Annotated in this window: 17 protein-coding genes and 2 pseudogenes; 11 read left to right on the forward strand and 8 right to left on the reverse strand. The window is 71.2% G+C overall.

What is annotated here, in order from left to right:
* Window positions 1-234 precede the first annotated feature (234 nt).
* Entirely contained in the window at window positions 235-1,311 is a 1,077-nt protein-coding gene (locus ACZ6R6_RS08990; protein ID WP_470091496.1) for a glycerophosphodiester phosphodiesterase family protein, read from the forward strand.
* 170 nt (window positions 1,312-1,481) lie between these two features.
* Window positions 1,482-2,020, forward strand: a pseudogene (locus ACZ6R6_RS08995) (NUDIX hydrolase family protein).
* Window positions 2,021-2,118: 98 nt separating this feature from the next.
* Here ACZ6R6_RS08995 and ACZ6R6_RS09000 read toward each other — a convergent pair.
* Entirely contained in the window at window positions 2,119-2,523 is a 405-nt protein-coding gene (locus ACZ6R6_RS09000) for a nuclear transport factor 2 family protein (RefSeq protein WP_470091498.1), read from the reverse strand.
* Between the two features lie 253 nt (window positions 2,524-2,776).
* Here ACZ6R6_RS09000 and ACZ6R6_RS09005 point away from each other — a divergent pair, with 253 nt between their 5' ends.
* Entirely contained in the window at window positions 2,777-4,003 is a 1,227-nt protein-coding gene (locus tag ACZ6R6_RS09005; RefSeq protein ID WP_470091500.1) for a GTP-binding protein, read from the forward strand.
* On the forward strand, window positions 3,898-4,521 hold the full coding sequence (locus tag ACZ6R6_RS09010) for a hypothetical protein (protein ID WP_470091886.1): 624 nt from the start codon (window positions 3,898-3,900) through the stop codon (window positions 4,519-4,521). The genes ACZ6R6_RS09005 and ACZ6R6_RS09010 overlap by 106 nt, the downstream gene beginning before the upstream one ends.
* A 162-nt stretch (window positions 4,522-4,683) precedes the next feature.
* Here the strand turns inward: ACZ6R6_RS09010 and ACZ6R6_RS09015 are convergent, their stop codons facing one another.
* Window positions 4,684-4,950, reverse strand: a complete 267-nt coding sequence (locus tag ACZ6R6_RS09015; protein WP_470091502.1) for a hypothetical protein — start codon at window positions 4,948-4,950, stop codon at window positions 4,684-4,686.
* A 639-nt stretch (window positions 4,951-5,589) separates the two neighbouring features.
* Here ACZ6R6_RS09015 and ACZ6R6_RS09020 point away from each other — a divergent pair.
* Window positions 5,590-5,925, forward strand: coding sequence for a hypothetical protein (locus ACZ6R6_RS09020; protein ID WP_470091504.1), 336 nt, complete (start codon window positions 5,590-5,592; stop codon window positions 5,923-5,925).
* A gap of 17 nt (window positions 5,926-5,942) precedes the next feature.
* Here the strand turns inward: ACZ6R6_RS09020 and ACZ6R6_RS09025 are convergent.
* Together ACZ6R6_RS09025 and ACZ6R6_RS09030 are read right to left on the reverse strand one after the other, a co-directional pair.
* Window positions 5,943-6,287 (reverse strand): annotated as a pseudogene (locus ACZ6R6_RS09025) (transposase); the annotation flags it as partial.
* Between the two features lie 251 nt (window positions 6,288-6,538).
* Entirely contained in the window at window positions 6,539-6,811 is a 273-nt protein-coding gene (locus ACZ6R6_RS09030) for a helix-turn-helix domain-containing protein (RefSeq protein WP_470091506.1), read from the reverse strand.
* 177 nt (window positions 6,812-6,988) lie between these two features.
* On the opposite strand from ACZ6R6_RS09030, the gene ACZ6R6_RS09035 reads away from it, so the two are divergent.
* Complete coding sequence (locus ACZ6R6_RS09035; RefSeq protein WP_470091508.1) at window positions 6,989-7,237, forward strand: hypothetical protein; 249 nt, start codon at window positions 6,989-6,991, stop codon at window positions 7,235-7,237.
* Between the two features lie 34 nt (window positions 7,238-7,271).
* Here ACZ6R6_RS09035 and ACZ6R6_RS09040 read toward each other — a convergent pair whose 3' ends face one another.
* Entirely contained in the window at window positions 7,272-8,261 is a 990-nt protein-coding gene (locus ACZ6R6_RS09040) for an ArsR/SmtB family transcription factor (RefSeq protein ID WP_470091510.1), read from the reverse strand.
* Window positions 8,262-8,326: 65 nt separating this feature from the next.
* Here ACZ6R6_RS09040 and ACZ6R6_RS09045 point away from each other — a divergent pair, with 65 nt between their 5' ends.
* The 4 genes from ACZ6R6_RS09045 to ACZ6R6_RS09060 all read left to right on the forward strand — a co-directional run bounded on the left by ACZ6R6_RS09045 (window position 8,327) and on the right by ACZ6R6_RS09060 (window position 10,924).
* The gene (locus ACZ6R6_RS09045; protein WP_470091512.1) at window positions 8,327-9,547 is read left to right on the forward strand and encodes an MFS transporter; all 1,221 of its coding nucleotides are present in this window, start codon (window positions 8,327-8,329) and stop codon (window positions 9,545-9,547) included.
* A gap of 216 nt (window positions 9,548-9,763) precedes the next feature.
* Window positions 9,764-9,970, forward strand: coding sequence for a hypothetical protein (locus tag ACZ6R6_RS09050; RefSeq protein WP_470091514.1), 207 nt, complete (start codon window positions 9,764-9,766; stop codon window positions 9,968-9,970).
* A gap of 196 nt (window positions 9,971-10,166) precedes the next feature.
* Window positions 10,167-10,616: a hypothetical protein gene (locus ACZ6R6_RS09055; RefSeq protein ID WP_470091516.1), complete on the forward strand. Its 450-nt coding sequence runs from the start codon at window positions 10,167-10,169 to the stop codon at window positions 10,614-10,616.
* On the forward strand, window positions 10,613-10,924 hold the full coding sequence (locus ACZ6R6_RS09060) for a transcriptional regulator (protein WP_470091518.1): 312 nt from the start codon (window positions 10,613-10,615) through the stop codon (window positions 10,922-10,924). The genes ACZ6R6_RS09055 and ACZ6R6_RS09060 overlap by 4 nt, the downstream gene beginning before the upstream one ends.
* A gap of 550 nt (window positions 10,925-11,474) precedes the next feature.
* On the opposite strand, the gene ACZ6R6_RS09065 is transcribed toward ACZ6R6_RS09060, so the two are convergent.
* Together ACZ6R6_RS09065 and ACZ6R6_RS09070 are read right to left on the reverse strand one after the other, a co-directional pair.
* Window positions 11,475-12,575, reverse strand: a complete 1,101-nt coding sequence (locus ACZ6R6_RS09065) for a winged helix DNA-binding domain-containing protein (RefSeq protein WP_470091520.1) — start codon at window positions 12,573-12,575, stop codon at window positions 11,475-11,477.
* Between the two features lie 223 nt (window positions 12,576-12,798).
* Window positions 12,799-12,963 carry a hypothetical protein gene (locus ACZ6R6_RS09070; RefSeq protein ID WP_470091522.1) on the reverse strand — a complete coding sequence of 55 codons (165 nt, stop codon included), beginning with the start codon at window positions 12,961-12,963 and terminating at the stop codon, window positions 12,799-12,801.
* 113 nt (window positions 12,964-13,076) lie between these two features.
* Between ACZ6R6_RS09070 and ACZ6R6_RS09075 the strand changes: the two genes are divergently transcribed.
* Window positions 13,077-13,859, forward strand: coding sequence for an alpha/beta fold hydrolase (locus tag ACZ6R6_RS09075; RefSeq protein ID WP_470091524.1), 783 nt, complete (start codon window positions 13,077-13,079; stop codon window positions 13,857-13,859).
* 64 nt (window positions 13,860-13,923) lie between these two features.
* Here ACZ6R6_RS09075 and ACZ6R6_RS09080 read toward each other — a convergent pair whose 3' ends face one another.
* Window positions 13,924-14,511 (reverse strand): MFS transporter, encoded by a 588-nt coding sequence (locus ACZ6R6_RS09080; RefSeq protein ID WP_470091526.1) that lies wholly within the window; start codon window positions 14,509-14,511, stop codon window positions 13,924-13,926.
* Window positions 14,512-14,656: the final 145 nt, after the last annotated feature.

Raw genomic sequence — 14,656 nt, forward strand, 5'->3', positions numbered from 1 at the left:
TCCGGGACCATTGCGAGATTCCTCTGCGTTTCTTGCGGAAAACCGCCATCCCGGCCCGGGCTCCGCCGGGCGGGACGCGCATCGGTGACCCCCGTTACTCACGGAACCTTCGTCTCATGCTCAACTCCCATACGCCCTCCGGCCGTGCCCGCCGCCGATTTTGGTCACGGTGGCCGGCCGCCCCTCAGGTTCCGGCCCTCCGCAGCACCCGCGAGGGGAAGGAACGGATGCCCGATGAACAGATGGCGCGCGATCACGGCGATCACGGTCCTCGGCACCGCCGTGGCGGCGCTGCCCGGGACGGCCGGGGCCGATGAGATCCACGGCGGGTCCCCTCGCGCCTTCGACCTCCAGGCCCACCGGGGCGGGCTGGGGCTGGTGGCAGAGGCCACGCTCCCCGCCTTCGCCAACGCGCTGGAGATCGGGGTCAGCACGCTCGAACTCGACGTTCAGATCACCGAGGACGGCCAGGCGGTCGTGACCCACGACCGGAAGGTCAGCGGCAGGAAGTGCGCGGACACCGCCCCCGCCGTCCCGGGTGACCCCGAGTTCCCCTACGTCGGCAAATACGTCAACACCCTGACCCTCGCACAGATCAGGACCATGGACTGCGGCACCCGGACCCTGCCGGAGTTCCCCGGGCAGCGGCCGGCCCCCGGCGCGGGGATGCCGCTGCTGCGCGAGGTCTTCGACCTGGTCAAGCGCTACCGCGCGCGCCGCGTCATGCTCAACGTCGAGACCAAGGTAGAGGCCGGCGCCCCGCAGGAGACGGCCCCCAGGGAGCAGTTCGTCCAGGTCACCCGGGAGGAGATCCGCAGGGCCGGCCTGCTGCGGCAGGTCACCGTCCAGAGCTTCGACTGGGGCTCCCTGATGCGGATGCGGGAGCTGGAACCGCGCCTGCCGATCGTGGCCCTGACCAACCGGGACTTCCTGCAGACCGGCCGGCCCGGGGCCTCGCCCTGGCTCGGCGGGATCGACATCGACGACTTCGGCGGGGACCCGCTCAAGGCGGTCAAGTCCTTCGGCGCCGACGCGTTCTCGCCCGTGCACGGCTTCCCGCAGAACGGGAAGGTGACCGACCCCGGCTACCAGCCCTACGTCACCGGGGAGATGGTCGACCAGGCGCACAGCCTGGGCATCAGGGTGATCCCGTGGACCGTCGACGACGTGCCGACGATGAACAAGCTCATCGACGACGGCGTCGACGGAATGATCACCGACTACCCCGACCGGCTGCGGCTGCTGCTGTCCGAGCGCGGGTTCAAGCTCCCCAGGCGGTACGCCCTCGGCCCGTCCGGCGACCGGCCGTGACGGCCTCTCGGGCCGCCCGCTCCGGGCCGCCGGCCCCGGGGCTCGGCCGCGGCCGCGCCTGCCTCCGGTGCCGGTCAGCGATCTCCCCCTCCCGCCGCGACTCCTGAAAGTGACCGCGACTCCGGAGAGTGATCGCGACTCCGGAGCCGGGCGGGAAGTACGATCGATCAATGACCGAAATGACCGAAGCCAGGCCCGGCTGGCTCTCCCCTGAAGAGCTGGAATCCACGCGCGCGCGCGGATGCCGATCCTCTATGTCGACGCCGTACCGGTGCGGGTCGACGACAAGGGAGTGGTCACGCATGTCGGCCTGTTGCTGCGCATCGGATCGGACGGGACGGTCAGCCGCGCCCTCGTCTCCGGCCGCGTGCTCCACCACGAACGCGTCCGCGACGCGCTCATGCGCCACCTGGAGAAGGATCTCGGCCCGGTGGCGCTCCCCCACGTCCCGGTCTCTCCGCAGCCGTTCACCATCGCCGAATACTTCCCGACGCTCGGCGTCACCCCGTACCACGACCCCCGCCAGCACGCGGTCTCCCTCGCCTACGTCGTCCCGGTCGCGGGCGACTGCCGGCCCCGGCAAGACGCCCTGGACCTCGTCTGGTTCACCCCGCAGGAGGCCGCGTCGCCGCTGGTGCAGCAGGAGATGTCCGGCGGCCACGGCGTCCTGCTGAAGCAGGCCCTCGCGCACGTCGGCTGCCTTCCCTGAGCTCTGCGGGAGCAGGAGCGCCGGGGCGTCCGGCGCGACGGACGCCGGCGGTGACGCCTCCCCCGCGGGGGCAGGGCACCGCCGGCACTCCCTCGGTCTCAGTCCACCTGCTCGGGCGCGAAGTAGTCACGCAGCTGGGCGATCTTCCCGTCGCGGAGGCGGAAGATCTGGACCAGTGACATGACCGTGGCCCCACCGGGCCCGTCGAGGGCGGTGTCGATCTCGGCGATGAACACCTCGGGGTCGGCGGTGGCGTGCAGCACGTACCGGGACCCCTCCACGTTCACCGAGCGCTCGGCGTCCGCCGACCGCTCGTAGTAGGCGGCCATCGCCTCGCGGATCTCCTCGCGTCCCTCCAGACGCCGGGGGAAGGCGCGGCCGGCCGGGACGAGCGGCGCCTCGAAGACACCGTCCACGGTGAACATCTCGGCCAGCGCGGCGGCGTTCCGGGTCATCCCGGACCAGACGTAACGCTCGAAGATCTCCTGCGGAGTCGCGGGCACGGTGAACTCCTTCGCTTGGGCGGGCGTAGAAAGTACATCACCCGGTCCGTACGGGCCACCCCCGCCAGGGTCGGGGAGCTGCCGGGGGCCGCCGCCGGGCGGCCCACAAATCGGTTGTCCCGCCGGGCGGCCGTCTGCTGTACTCCCGACAGCAGCACGGCGACAGTCGACCGACCGAGGAGACGGAAAACGCGGGAAACGTTCATGTCCCCCCAGCAGAGAACTTCCATCCCTCCAGAGGACATGACGCTCCGTGCAAACGTTGAACTTGGGGATTCTGGCGCATGTAGACGCCGGTAAGCCGAGCCTGACCGAGCGGCTGCTGTTCACCGCCGGTGTCATCGACGAGATCGGCAGCGTCGATGACGGCAGCACCCGGACCGACTCCCTGGCGCTGGAACGGCAGCGCGGCATCACGATCGAATCCGCCGTCGTGTCGTTCGTCATCGGTGACGTCACGGTCAACCTGATCGACACGCCCGGCCACCCGGACTTCGTCGCCGAGGTGGAACGGGTGCTGAGCGTGCTCGACGGCGCCGTACTGGTGATCTCCGCCGTCGAGGGCGTGCAGGCGCAGACCCGCGTGTTGATGCGGACGCTGCAGCGGCTGCGCATCCCCACCCTCATTTTCGTTAACAAGATCGACCGCGGTGGCGCGCAGTACGGAGGCGTGCTGCGGAGCATCCGCGAGAAGCTGACCCCGGCGGTCGTCCCGATGGGATCGGTACGCGACCTCGGTACGCGCGGCGCCGCCCTCACACCTCACGGCGCGGCCGACGGCGCTTTCACCGCCAGGCTGACGACACTGCTCGCCGACCACGACGACGCCTTCCTGGCCGCGTACCTCGATGACGAGGCCACGGTCACCCACAGCCGGCTCCGCGCCGAGCTCGCGGCGCAGACCGCGCGGGCGCTGGTACATCCGGTGTTCTTCGGATCGGCGATCACCGGTGCGGGCGTGGAGGCGCTGAGCGCGGGCGTCGAGGCGTTCCTGCCCGCGGCGGAGGGCGAGGCCGACGGCCCGGTCTCGGGCACCGTCTTCAAGGTCGAACGCGGCCCGGCCGGGGAGAAGATCGCCTACGTCCGCATGTTCTCGGGAACGGTCCGGACGCGGGACCGGCTGCCACGCGCCGGTGACGACGGGGCGAAGGTCACCGCGATCAGCGTCTTCGAGCGCGGCACGGCCGTCCGGCGCGCGTCGCTGTCCGCAGGGGAGATCGGAAAGAGGTCATCCAGGCGACGCTGGCGGACGCCTTCGACCTCGACGTCACGTTCCGCGAGACGACGACCAGCTGCGTCGAACGGCCGGTCGGCTCCGGTGCGGCCGTCGAGACGATGGGCAAGGAACCCAATCCGTTCCTCGCCGCCGTCGGGCTGCGCGTCGACCCGGCTCCGACCGGCGCCGGCGTCGAATTCCGGCCGGGGATCGAGCTCGGGGCACTGCCGCCCGCGTTCCTCAAGGTCGTCGAGGACACCGTGAAGGAGGCGCTGCGCCAGGGGATCCACGGATGGCAGGTCACCGACTGCACCGTCACCATGACGCACTCCGGCTACGCGCCACGGCAGAGCCACGCCCACGCCAGCTTCGACAAGAGCATGTCGAGCACCGGCTGGGACTTCCGCGGCCTGACGCCGCTGGTCGTGGCGGAGGCGCTCAAGCGGTCCGGCACCAGGGTGTACGAGCCGATGCACCGCTTCCGCCTCGAGATCCCGGTGGACACCTTCGGACAGATCATGCCCGTACTGACACGGCTGCGCGCCGTACCGCGGACGCCGGAGACGCGGGGCCCGTGGTGCGTGCTGGAAGATGAGATCCCGGCGGCCCGGGTGCACGGACTGCAGCGACAACTACCGGCGCTGGCTCGCGGCGAGGGCGTGCTGGAGAGCGCCTTCAACCGCTACCAGCCGGTCTCCGGCACGGTCCCGGCACGGCCGCGGACCGACCATAATCCGCTCGACCGCAAGGAATACCTGCTGCACGTCATGCGGAGGGTCTAGCCGACGCCCCCTCCCGCCCCGTCCGCCGCCCCGGTGCCGCGGCGGACGGTCCGCGGCAGCCGTCACCCCTCGGCGTCGTCAGTCTCCCGGACCCGTACACGTTCAGCCACTCGATCATTTTGGTGAACGGCATGCGCTCCTGCGACAGCGACCGGAGGCATGTCATCCGGCTCGACGGCGCCGTAGCTCCTCAAGCCATCGGCGCACCTGCTCGTCGTCATGCAGGAAGTCCTCATCCGGACCGTTGCGCAGGTCGATCCCGTGCAGAAGGCTCAATGCCCACCATGCCACGTCGTCCCGGACGTGATCATCATCGGCGATCCAGCGCCATGCCCAGCGGTCCGCCTCATCCCGGCTCATCCGTCCGTCGAGAACCGCGATGAAACACCGCTCGATCTCATCCAGACCCGGCTGCTCATCGCCGTTCATCGGCTGACCATACTCCAACAGGGCAAACGTTGCCTGATGCGGCACCAGTGCTGCTCCGCGCAAGTCCGTGGAGGGGTGTCGTAGGGGCTGCCGCCTCCAACCGACTGGGCACCCCGCGCAGAAACGGGCCCTCGTGGATCTGCCGGGTCGGTTCGAGACGGACACCGACATCACCGGCGCAACGGCCGGGGAGGTCGCCGCAGTGCGGGCAGATGTCGCCAAGGACATGGGCTGGTAAGGGGGTACCACCGCTCGGGGATCCACCACTACGGGCCGAGTCGCTGATCACGCCGGCCATCGTGGCTGGTCAGGCCACCTTGAGTGGCCTGCCGTCGCAGGTCCGGCGGTGGGGTTCGGCGGTCTCGTTGTGGGAAGCCGCAGTTGGGCGAGGCGATTGCTGTGGAATCGACCGGCGGCGCCCACAACAGTCGCGGTCGCACGCAGGCGGGGCCGATACTCGTCACCGTAGAGGTAGCGGGCGCGCTCCGTCGGGGTGTTGTGCGTGGCCTGGAGCGTGCGACGCCTTGCTTCGCCGGACAGATCAGGGGTTGATGCGGCCGAGGCGGCGGGCCATCTGTTCGACAGTGCCGGTGGGGGCCAGGGGAAGTCGGGGAGGTCGGCACGGAGGGTGACCTGGCCGTGGAGCTCAACACGGCCCTGCCCGCACTCGCCGAGGCACTGCCGGCCTCCACCGCCGACCTCCAGTGGATCAACAACGCCTACACCCTGGTGTTCGCCGCGATGCTGATCACCGCCCGCCTGCTCGCCCCCGGGCTGCCCCCCGGTCCGGCCGGCCAACTGGTCGCCGCCGCGAACGAGACGTTCACCGCCGCGATGAACCACGGGACGCAACTCTGCGCCCTGGTCGCCCTGCTCGGCACCGTGGCGGCCCTCGTCTGGCTGCACCGGCGACCGGTCGTTGAGCAGCCGGCCGCGAAGCCCGAGAAGACGCCGGTGTCATCCCACGGCGCATAGACACCTCGCCGACGCTGTCAGACCGCTGCACGCGGAGAGGGACAGTTCGATCTGGTTGAGCCAGGAGGCGGGCGGCGGGGTCCGGCGGACGTGCGGCGCGGGTGCGCGGCCGGCCAGGCCTTGGTGTGCTCAGCGGTGTGGGAGGAACCGTTGTCGAGCACGGCGTGGATCTCCTCGCCGGGTGCGATCGCCCGGCCGAGTCGGCCCAGGAAGGCGGTGAGGGTCACCACGTCGTTGCGGGTGATCACCTCGGTGAGCACCTCACCGCTGCGAACGTCGAGAGCCGCGATGAGGGAGGCGGTGCCGTGGCGCCGATACTCGAACTCCCGCCGGGCTCCCCGGGGCGCGCGGGACGGCCGGGGTTGCGGCGCGAGCGGGCGGCCATCGCGGTCTTCTCGTCGATCGAGAGCACCACCGCTCCCTCGGGCGGGTCAGGGGAGAGGGCACACACCGGCCCGCCGCCAGGAGTCGGGGGTGTCCCGGCGGGTGAGCCGGCTGCGGACCCTGCGCGGCCTGAAGTCCAGATCCGCCAGAATCCGGCCGGCCCGGGAAGCGGCGACCGGCGCGAAGCAGGTGCCGGCTACCCGCTGGGCGATGGTCCGGTGCGACCAGGTCACCTCCGGATGCGGCGGCGCGCTCGTCGCGGTGCCACTATCGCCACGCGCATGTCGGGCCCGTAAGCCTTCGGGCGTCCCGACCGTTCGGCGTCCCGCAGGCCGTCCGGGCCGTGAGCGGCGAACCGGCCCCACCACTTGCGCACCGTATTCACGCCGACCTCCGACTCCCGGGCGATCGCGCCGTTGGCGAGCCCGTCCGCCGCCGCGAGCACGATCCGAGCCCGCGACACCGCCCGCACCTCGGACTCGGCCGAAGCCACCGTCCTCATGAGTCGCTCGCGGTCCTGCCGATCGATCGCCACCGCAACCGCTGTCCCCGCCCGTCGCCCACCACGCACGGCCAACGATCATGGCGGGCCGCCGCCGCACCCGGCAACCCATCGGAGTCGATACAGCACCACCTGCGCCAACGCCCGAACCGCCACGCCCGCGAACGCTGGCCGCGCGTGGACGCCATCACGGTCCGCTTCCGCTCCGGATTCGCCTACCTGGCAGCCGAATCGCCCGGCGAGCAGACCGTCCCACTGTGCCGCCTGCGCTTCACCGGCGTGCTGCACACCTGGGGCTTCGCGCTCTACCTGACCGGCAGCGACAGCTACAAGGACAACATCCTGCCCAGCGGACCGCCCGCCGGCTCCCCGGAAGAAGCCCTCGACTGCACAGGCGACCGCTACCTCAGCGGATCGGCCATCTGATCAACACCCCTCCACGAACTTCTGCGGAGCAGCGCTAGGTAGGTGTCCCGCTCAGGGACGCCCCGAGAGCGGTCGTCATATACAGGACGTTGCGCCCGGATCGCTCGCGCGCGACCAATCCGCTCTCACGCAGCACGCCAAGGTGCTGCGACACCGCACTGGGCGTGACGCCGAGCGCACGAGCCAGGTCCGTCGTCGTTGCGGGCGAGCGCAGCGCCTCCAGCAGTTCGGCGCGCACCCGACCGAGCAACCGGACCGCGCTACCTGCCGGCGGCCGCGTTCCCGCGGTCCACAACGTGCCGACGCCTCGTGCCGGGTACCGCACGGTGGTCTGCGTGGATGTGCTCTTCTTGATCATTACGTGGGGCGGGCCGAGGACGACGGGCATGAGGACCAGACCACCCGGGCCGCGATCCACGACGCGGTCGGTCCGCCGGCACGCTTCCTCCAGCACCAGCCGGCCATCGCACCAGCGTAGATCCGGGTGCAGGTCGGCGAACAGCCTCTCGGCACCGCCCGCGGCCAACTGCTTGGCGCGATGGATGACGTCCGCATCGAGCACGGCTCGGATCCGTGGCCAGTGCGGCGCGATGAGCCGGTCGTGTGCCGCACGCAGTTCCGCGGAGATCGTACGCAGGCCTGCCGCCGGCTGTGCGGCGAGCGTGGCGGCGGCGTCAGGGAGTTCTCCGCCGAACACCCGCCGGAGGCTGCTCCGCACCTGACGAGGCGTCGTCCGTCGCAGCGCGGCCAGGTCGTCCTCTATCGACGCCACCGCGTCGAGCGGAGCGGGGACAAGGAACTCCGGCCAGCTCGGCTGGTCGCTCACGATCAGCGGCCAGGTACGCGACAGGCCGAGTGGATGCCCGGCGAGCTCGTCCACCGCCCATCGCAGCCACCGCAGGTTGAGCGGGTTTCGATCGCGGCCGCTCAACTGCTGGAGGCCGGCCACCGTCTCCGACAGCGGTGAGATCGCAAATCGCGTCGCCGCCAGCTCGGCCACACCGAGATCGACTCTCAAGGCCATCGATTGATTATGTAGCAATGGCCTAAATGGTGTCGGGGCCTTGTCCGCAGCCGGAAGATCCCGGCATGAAGCCGGACAGGACGCAGACCGACGCCGGGCCACGCTTGTCTCCGGCCTACTGGCGGTTGTGGTGGGCGACGGGTATCAACACCGTTGGTGACGGGGCGTTCGCCGCGGCCGTTCCGCTGCTGGCCGTCACGGTCACGCGCGACCCGCGGCTCGTGTCGGTCGTATCCGCGGCGACGTACCTACCATGGCTGCTGCTCTCGCTCCCCGCCGGCGCGCTTGTCGACCGGTACGACCGCATCGGCCTCATGTGGCGCTCGCGGGCGATCCAGGCAGTGATCGTCAGCGTCATCGCGGTCCTTGCCGCGTTCGGACACATCGGCATCCCGGCGCTCGCGATCATGGCCTTCGGGCTGGGAACGTGCGAGGTCGTCTCCGCCAACGCGGCGCAGGCGATCTTGCCGGATATCGTCGCGAAGCCCCTGCTGCACAAGGCGAACGGCAGTCAGCAGACGATCACAACGGTCGGCCACCAGTTCCTGGGAGCACCGATCGGCAGCCTGTTCTTCGCAGTCGCCGTGGCGTTGCCGTTCGGGATGGACGCCGGCTCGTTCGCCCTGTCCGCCGTGCTGCTGGCGACACTGCCCCGGCGGAGGCGTCCGCAGGTCGAGCACCCACCGATGCGCACGGCGATCGCGGACGGCCTGCGCCTGCTGGCCCGTCACCGGCTGCTGCGCACCCTCGCGGTCCTGCTCGGGGTCAACACCTTCTGCGGCCAACTCGGTAACGTCACACTCGTCCTGCTGGCCACCCGGACGCTGCACCTCGACGCGCGCGGTTACGGCCTGCTGCTCGCCTGCGCCGCGATCGGCAGCCTGCTCGGCGGCCTGGTCAGCGCGCGCGTCGTCGACAGGGTCGGCGCACTTCCCGCACTGCTCACCGCGCTCGCCACGAACGTCGTCGTCTTCGTCGGGATCGGGCTGAGCCCGAACGCGATCGTGCTCGGCGCCCTGCTGGCCGTCAACGGCTCCGTCATCACGCTCTGGAACATCGTGACCGTCAGCCTCCGGCAGCAGATCGTGCCGTCCGAGATGCTCGGCCGGGTGAACAGTGTCTACAAGATGCTCGGCTGGGGGTTGATCCCGCTCGGAGCACTGGCCGGCGGACTGGTGGCACACGCGTTCGGGCTGCGCGCGCCTTACCCCGTCGCGGGTGTGCTGCGAGGGATCGCGCTGCTGGCCGCGACGCCCGTACTGATCCGTGCCATGCGTGACCGATGATCACGCCTGTTGGTCCGTCAGGGGTTGTCGGTGCAAGGTGATGGCCGCTGAGACAGCGACCGCGGGCACAGCCGTGCTTCTCGCCGAACTCGCATTCGAGGCGGGACGTCCTCCCCGGCCCGCCGCTGGAAAGGCCGGGCCTGCGCCGGGGAGCGGGTCGGTCCATCCGCATGTCTCCGGGCCTGTTTCATGGATCGCCGAACGTCGAACCGATCGATGGCGCCCGGGAGCGCATCGCCCCGTTGCCATCCGCCGGTCCCGAACGCGGTGGCCGACGGCGCGATCACCGCCGGGCGCCAGGTCGTCGAGCGCCGCCTCAACCGGCTCAAGCACTTCAACGGCATCGCCACCCGCCATGACAAGCTCGCCAGTCGCCACCACTCAGCCATGATCATCGCCCGCCTGCCGCTACGGCTGCGCTGAGATCCACAGAACAGGAGCCGGCTCCGCACGCCGCATGGCATGGAGCCAAAAGCGACGGGCGTGCTGCGCGCCGTCCTCGGCGGACGCGGCCCGGCCTTCCTCCGGCGTCACCTGTTGCGCGATCACGGCCCATCTGGTTTCCATTATGGAAAGTCAAGTGTTGACAACCTGGAAAGTCTGAGCGACTGTTTCCGATATGGAAACAGATGAGGGCTTCGAGCGCCCCTCCCCCACTGAGGCCGCCGCCGCGTTGGAAACGGCCGGGCAGGCCCGTGCCGCCGGCTACCGCCCGGTCCCGGCATGGTTCTTCCCCGCCGTGGGCCTGCTGGTGGCCGGCGTCATGCTGTTCCAGATCGACGTCATCGCCCCTGAGCTGGCACTGCTGGCCGTGGCAGTGGTGACAGCCGGCTACGTGGTGACCGAGCGCGTCTACAACAGGCAGGTCAGCCGGTCCGGGATCGCGCCGCGGCACCTCACGCTCGGCCAGCAACTGGTTCTCACGACACCCCTGGCCGCGCTCTGGATCGCCGGCGAGATCCTCGACGCCAGGTGGGGCTGGGTCTGGGTGGTCGCGGCCGCGGTGGGCGGATGCTGGACGGCCGGATACGGCCTCCTCCACAACCGGCGGGCGCGGATCTCGGCGTGAAGGTCACCGACAGGGCCCAGGACGGTTTCGACGCCACGATCCACGCACCGAACCGGCTGCGGATATGCGCACTGCTGGAGCCGGCGGAGCAGGTCGAGTTCGGCCTGGTGCGGGAGCGGCTGGGGGTCAGCGACTCGGTGCTGAGCAAGCATGTCAGCGTGCTGATGGACGCCGGATACGTGCAGCAGGCCAAGGCCGTACGCGACACCCGGCAGCGCGTCTGGCTCTCGCTCACCAAGTCCGGCCGCGCGGCATACCACGCGCATGTCGCGGCCCTGCGCGCCATCGTCGGAGAACCGCAGGAGTGATGATCCACGCGGCGGCGCTGTCCGCCGTGCCGCCGGCCAGGGCGCTGAAGGGATGACCTCGCAGAGTGTGCGGCCTTCGGCGATCCTGAAACCACCGACCGGTCAAGACCCGCCTTCACCGTTCCTGGCCCCCCGCGACAGCCCTGCTCTGGAACCCCTGGTGGGCGGCCGGGCCGGCATCGGCCGGATGGGCGGGCCGCCCGTGGCCTGGCTCGCCGGCTCCACCGCCGCTACGGACGACGCGCCGACCACTTCCCGCCGTCGGCATCGCGGCCGCCCTCGCGGAGCGCGTACGGCAGGCACTCCGGCGCGGCGGCCGGCGGGGGAACGGGCATCACGATCCGGGAGCATCCAGACTCACCGGATCCGCCAGAGGCCCTCGTCCACGCGGACCCCGGGCAGGCCCGGCACCGGCGCCGTGGCCGGGTGCCCCACTCGCTCTTGGCCCATGGCCGACCCGGCAGTCACATTCTTGACTCTAGTGCCACGGACATCCCGGGCAACGCCGGCCCCACCTCGCTCAGACGGGCCCGGGCGGGCTCAGGCGGGCTCAGGCGAATGCGATGTCCCACGTGGAGGCGTCCGGCACGACGAAGGCGAGCAGATCCTCCGCCTCTCCCAGCACCGCCGTGGCATCCGCCGCCGACAGCGGCCGGAACGGGGAGATGAGCAGCGTCGAGTCCTTCATCGACCAGACGCCGCGGACGTAACCGTCGACGAGAAAGGTGGGCCGTACCATCGCGCCGCCGGGCATCACCCGCTTACGGTCCTCGTCGCCGATCACCCGGGTCCGGTCGGCGTGGCCGAGGAGGATGTTGTCGAAGGCGGGCAGGAAACGCACCGGGACGGGCATGTCCGCCTCGGCCAACGGCGCGCCGGGCAGGTCGAACAGCTCCCTGCCCCGCTCGTCACGGAAGACCCGCAGCCGGGACCGCATGCCGTCGATCACCTCGCGCAGACGGGTGAGCCCGGACCAGGCCTGGACGTCCATGACACCGGCCGGGCCGAACGCCGCCAGATAGCGGCCGATCGCCGTTTCGACGTGCGGTGACGCCTCCATGGGCCGGCCGAGCCACGTCTCCGCCAGGGTGACGGAGATGGCGGGACGGTTGCCCCAGCCGCCCCAGGCGCCGGTGCGCGGTGGGTGCACCAGCTCCACCTGGAGCTCCACCGCCCCGGCGAGCACCCGGCCGTCCCGGCCCGGGTAGCGCTCGGTGAGCAGCCGCGCGAGCTGCCGGCGGGAGAGCGTCCGGCCCGCCAGCAGTTCCCGTCCGGCGGCGGCGAGCTCGGCGAGGTCCAACCCCGCGGTCTCCCGGGCGAAGTACGCCGCCCGCGCCGTACGGTTCAGAACGGGCTGGACGGCCGGCCGCAGCCAACGGTAGTCGTCGCCGCCGATCAGGTGCTGGGTGCTGCGCAGCACCGTGGAGCGCACCACGCGGCGGTCGTGGAGCAGGGCCGTCAGGTCGTCGTGCCGGAAGGCGGCCAGCCGGGTCCACAGGCCCACATACGGCCAGTTGGGCTCCTGCCCCTGCATCGCGACCAGGTGCTCGACGGCCTGGAGCGCGGAAAGACAGGCGCGGCGCGTCAGCAGCTGGCGTTCCAGCAGGGTGCGGTTGAGGGTGCGCTGGGAGAGCACGGACGCGTCAGTCATTGTCGGTGGGCTCCCCCTCCGTGCGCCCGGCCGGCCGTACTTCCCGAGCCCTGGGCGGGCTCTTCGGGGTCATGCCGGTGTCCATCGTCCTCCTCCTGCCGATCGGCTCAGCGGAGCGCGGCCGGATCTTCGACCGGCTCCGAGAGCCAACCTATGACGGATATAGGTCAATTTCCGGCCTATATAAGGACACGAGCGGCAGGCCCGGACCCGCTCCCTCCCGTCACAGGGTCCCGGGGAAGCCGGGGAGCACGAGGTGGAAGAGGCCCTGAGCGGTGTAGGCGGCGAGCTTCCTGGCCTTGCCGGTGTCGACGTTCACCGCGTAGGCCGTGAAGGGGGCGTACGGAGGGTCGAAGCTCGGGGCAGGGGCGTTGACGTCGCTCCTCATGCACACAAAGGGCCCGCCGGGTGCGGTAGTCTCCGCGACCGGACCTCGGTCGGGCGACGGTCAGGGGCGGGCGATCAGGTTGGAGGCATGATGGGGGCCGTACGGTGCCGACGGTGACCACCCGGGATGGCACGGCCATCTCCTACCAGACCCGCGGCCGGGGCGAGCCTCTCGTCCTGCTCGCCGGCCAGGCCAACAGCCACCGTTGGTGGGACGGCGTCCGGCAGGACTTCGAAGCCGACTACCGCACGATCACCTTCGACTACCGCGGCACGGGCGCGAGCGACAGCCCCGACCTGCCTTACAGCACCCGGGGCTTCGCCGCCGACGTCATCGCGATCCTCGACGACCTGGGCGTCGGCCGGGCCCACGTCTACGGGACGTCGATGGGCGGACGGGTCGCCCAGTGGCTGGCGGCCGAGCACCCCGGCCGGGTCGGGTCGCTGATCCTGGGATGCAGCTCGCCGGGCGGGGCGCACGGCGTCGAACGCGACAACACCGTCAGGAAGTCGCTGGCCCAGCCCGACCGGCAGGCCGCCCGGCGGGCGCTGCTGGAGCTGATGTACACCCCTGCCTGGCTGGCCGCCCACCCCGGTCCCCACCACACCGTCGGAGACCCCGGCATGCCGGATCACGCGCGACGGCGCCACCTGGCCGCCAGCGCCGGCCACGACGCCTGGGACGCGCTGCCCCGCATCACCGCGCCCACGCTGGTCATCCACGGCACCGACGACCTCTTCAACCCGGCCGCCAACGCGCCCCTCCTCGCCGGCCGCATTCCGGGCGCCCTGATGCACCTCATACCGGGCGCCCGTCACGCCTACTTCGAAGAGTTCCGCCACCTCGCCGGCCCCGCCGTCCTGGCGTTCCTCGCGTCCCGGGACCACGCCGGCTGAGCCCGTCCGCCCGAGGCGGCGGAGCGGTCACCGGCTCCTCCCCCGGTGTCACCGGCCCCGCCTCTCACGCCGCGGGCAGGGCGCGCAGCCTGCTGACCGGGGAGAGGAGGAGTCCGACCACGACGGCGGAGCCGGCCGCGGCCACGGTCAGCGCGCCCCTGGCGCCGATCTGGCCGGTGAGGAGACCGGCGGTCAGGCCCCCGAGGGCGGCGCCGCCGAACAGCAGCGTCCGGAACACCGCGGTCATCCGCCCCATCATCGACTGCGGCGTGCCCGCCTGGCGCAGGCTGACGATGATGACCCCGGCGACGCCCAGGCCCAGGTAGGTGACGAAGAAGGACAGGACGAACATCCCGATCATCACCGGCCGGGGCCCGGCGGCCGTGACGATCAGCGTCGGGCCCAGCAGCAGGGCCGACTGGGCGACCAGGTAGACGCGTCCGAGCGGGAACCGTTCGATGACCCGTCCGGAGATCGTCGCGCCGATGAGGCCGCCCACGGAGGCCGTCGCGAAGATGCCGCCGAGGGTCGTCGAGCCGAGGTGGAGATCCCGCGTGCCGTAGAGCAGGAACATGGTCCACACCGTGACCATGGAGAAGTTGCAGCAGAACCCGATCAGCGCCAGCGCCCGCAGCACCCCGTCGCGCAGCACCCAGCCGAGCCCGTCGCGCGAGCTCCGTCAGCGCGTGCCGCCGCGCGGTCCGTAAGGTGGGCACGTAGGAGATCCAGCTCACGTCGAACAGCACCGACGCGACGCCGATCGCGCACGCGACGACCAGCAGCGTGACCAGGTTCAA

The organism is Streptosporangium sp. NPDC048886 (assembly GCF_055586905.1).

Bases quoted from the DNA above. Each gene is read 5' to 3' on its own strand.
- ACZ6R6_RS09045 (WP_470091512.1), top strand. From the start codon at position 8,327: ATGAAGCCGGACAGGACGCAGACCGACGCCGGGCCACGCTTGTCTCCG.
- ACZ6R6_RS09040 (WP_470091510.1), bottom strand. From the start codon at position 8,261: ATGGCCTTGAGAGTCGATCTCGGTGTGGCCGAGCTGGCGGCGACGCGA.
- ACZ6R6_RS08990 (WP_470091496.1), top strand. From the start codon at position 235: ATGAACAGATGGCGCGCGATCACGGCGATCACGGTCCTCGGCACCGCC.
- ACZ6R6_RS09065 (WP_470091520.1), bottom strand. From the start codon at position 12,575: ATGACTGACGCGTCCGTGCTCTCCCAGCGCACCCTCAACCGCACCCTG.
- ACZ6R6_RS09030 (WP_470091506.1), bottom strand. From the start codon at position 6,811: ATGAGGACGGTGGCTTCGGCCGAGTCCGAGGTGCGGGCGGTGTCGCGG.
- ACZ6R6_RS09055 (WP_470091516.1), top strand. From the start codon at position 10,167: ATGGAAACAGATGAGGGCTTCGAGCGCCCCTCCCCCACTGAGGCCGCC.
- ACZ6R6_RS09015 (WP_470091502.1), bottom strand. From the start codon at position 4,950: ATGAACGGCGATGAGCAGCCGGGTCTGGATGAGATCGAGCGGTGTTTC.
- ACZ6R6_RS09070 (WP_470091522.1), bottom strand. From the start codon at position 12,963: ATGAGGAGCGACGTCAACGCCCCTGCCCCGAGCTTCGACCCTCCGTAC.
- ACZ6R6_RS09050 (WP_470091514.1), top strand. From the start codon at position 9,764: ATGGCGCCCGGGAGCGCATCGCCCCGTTGCCATCCGCCGGTCCCGAAC.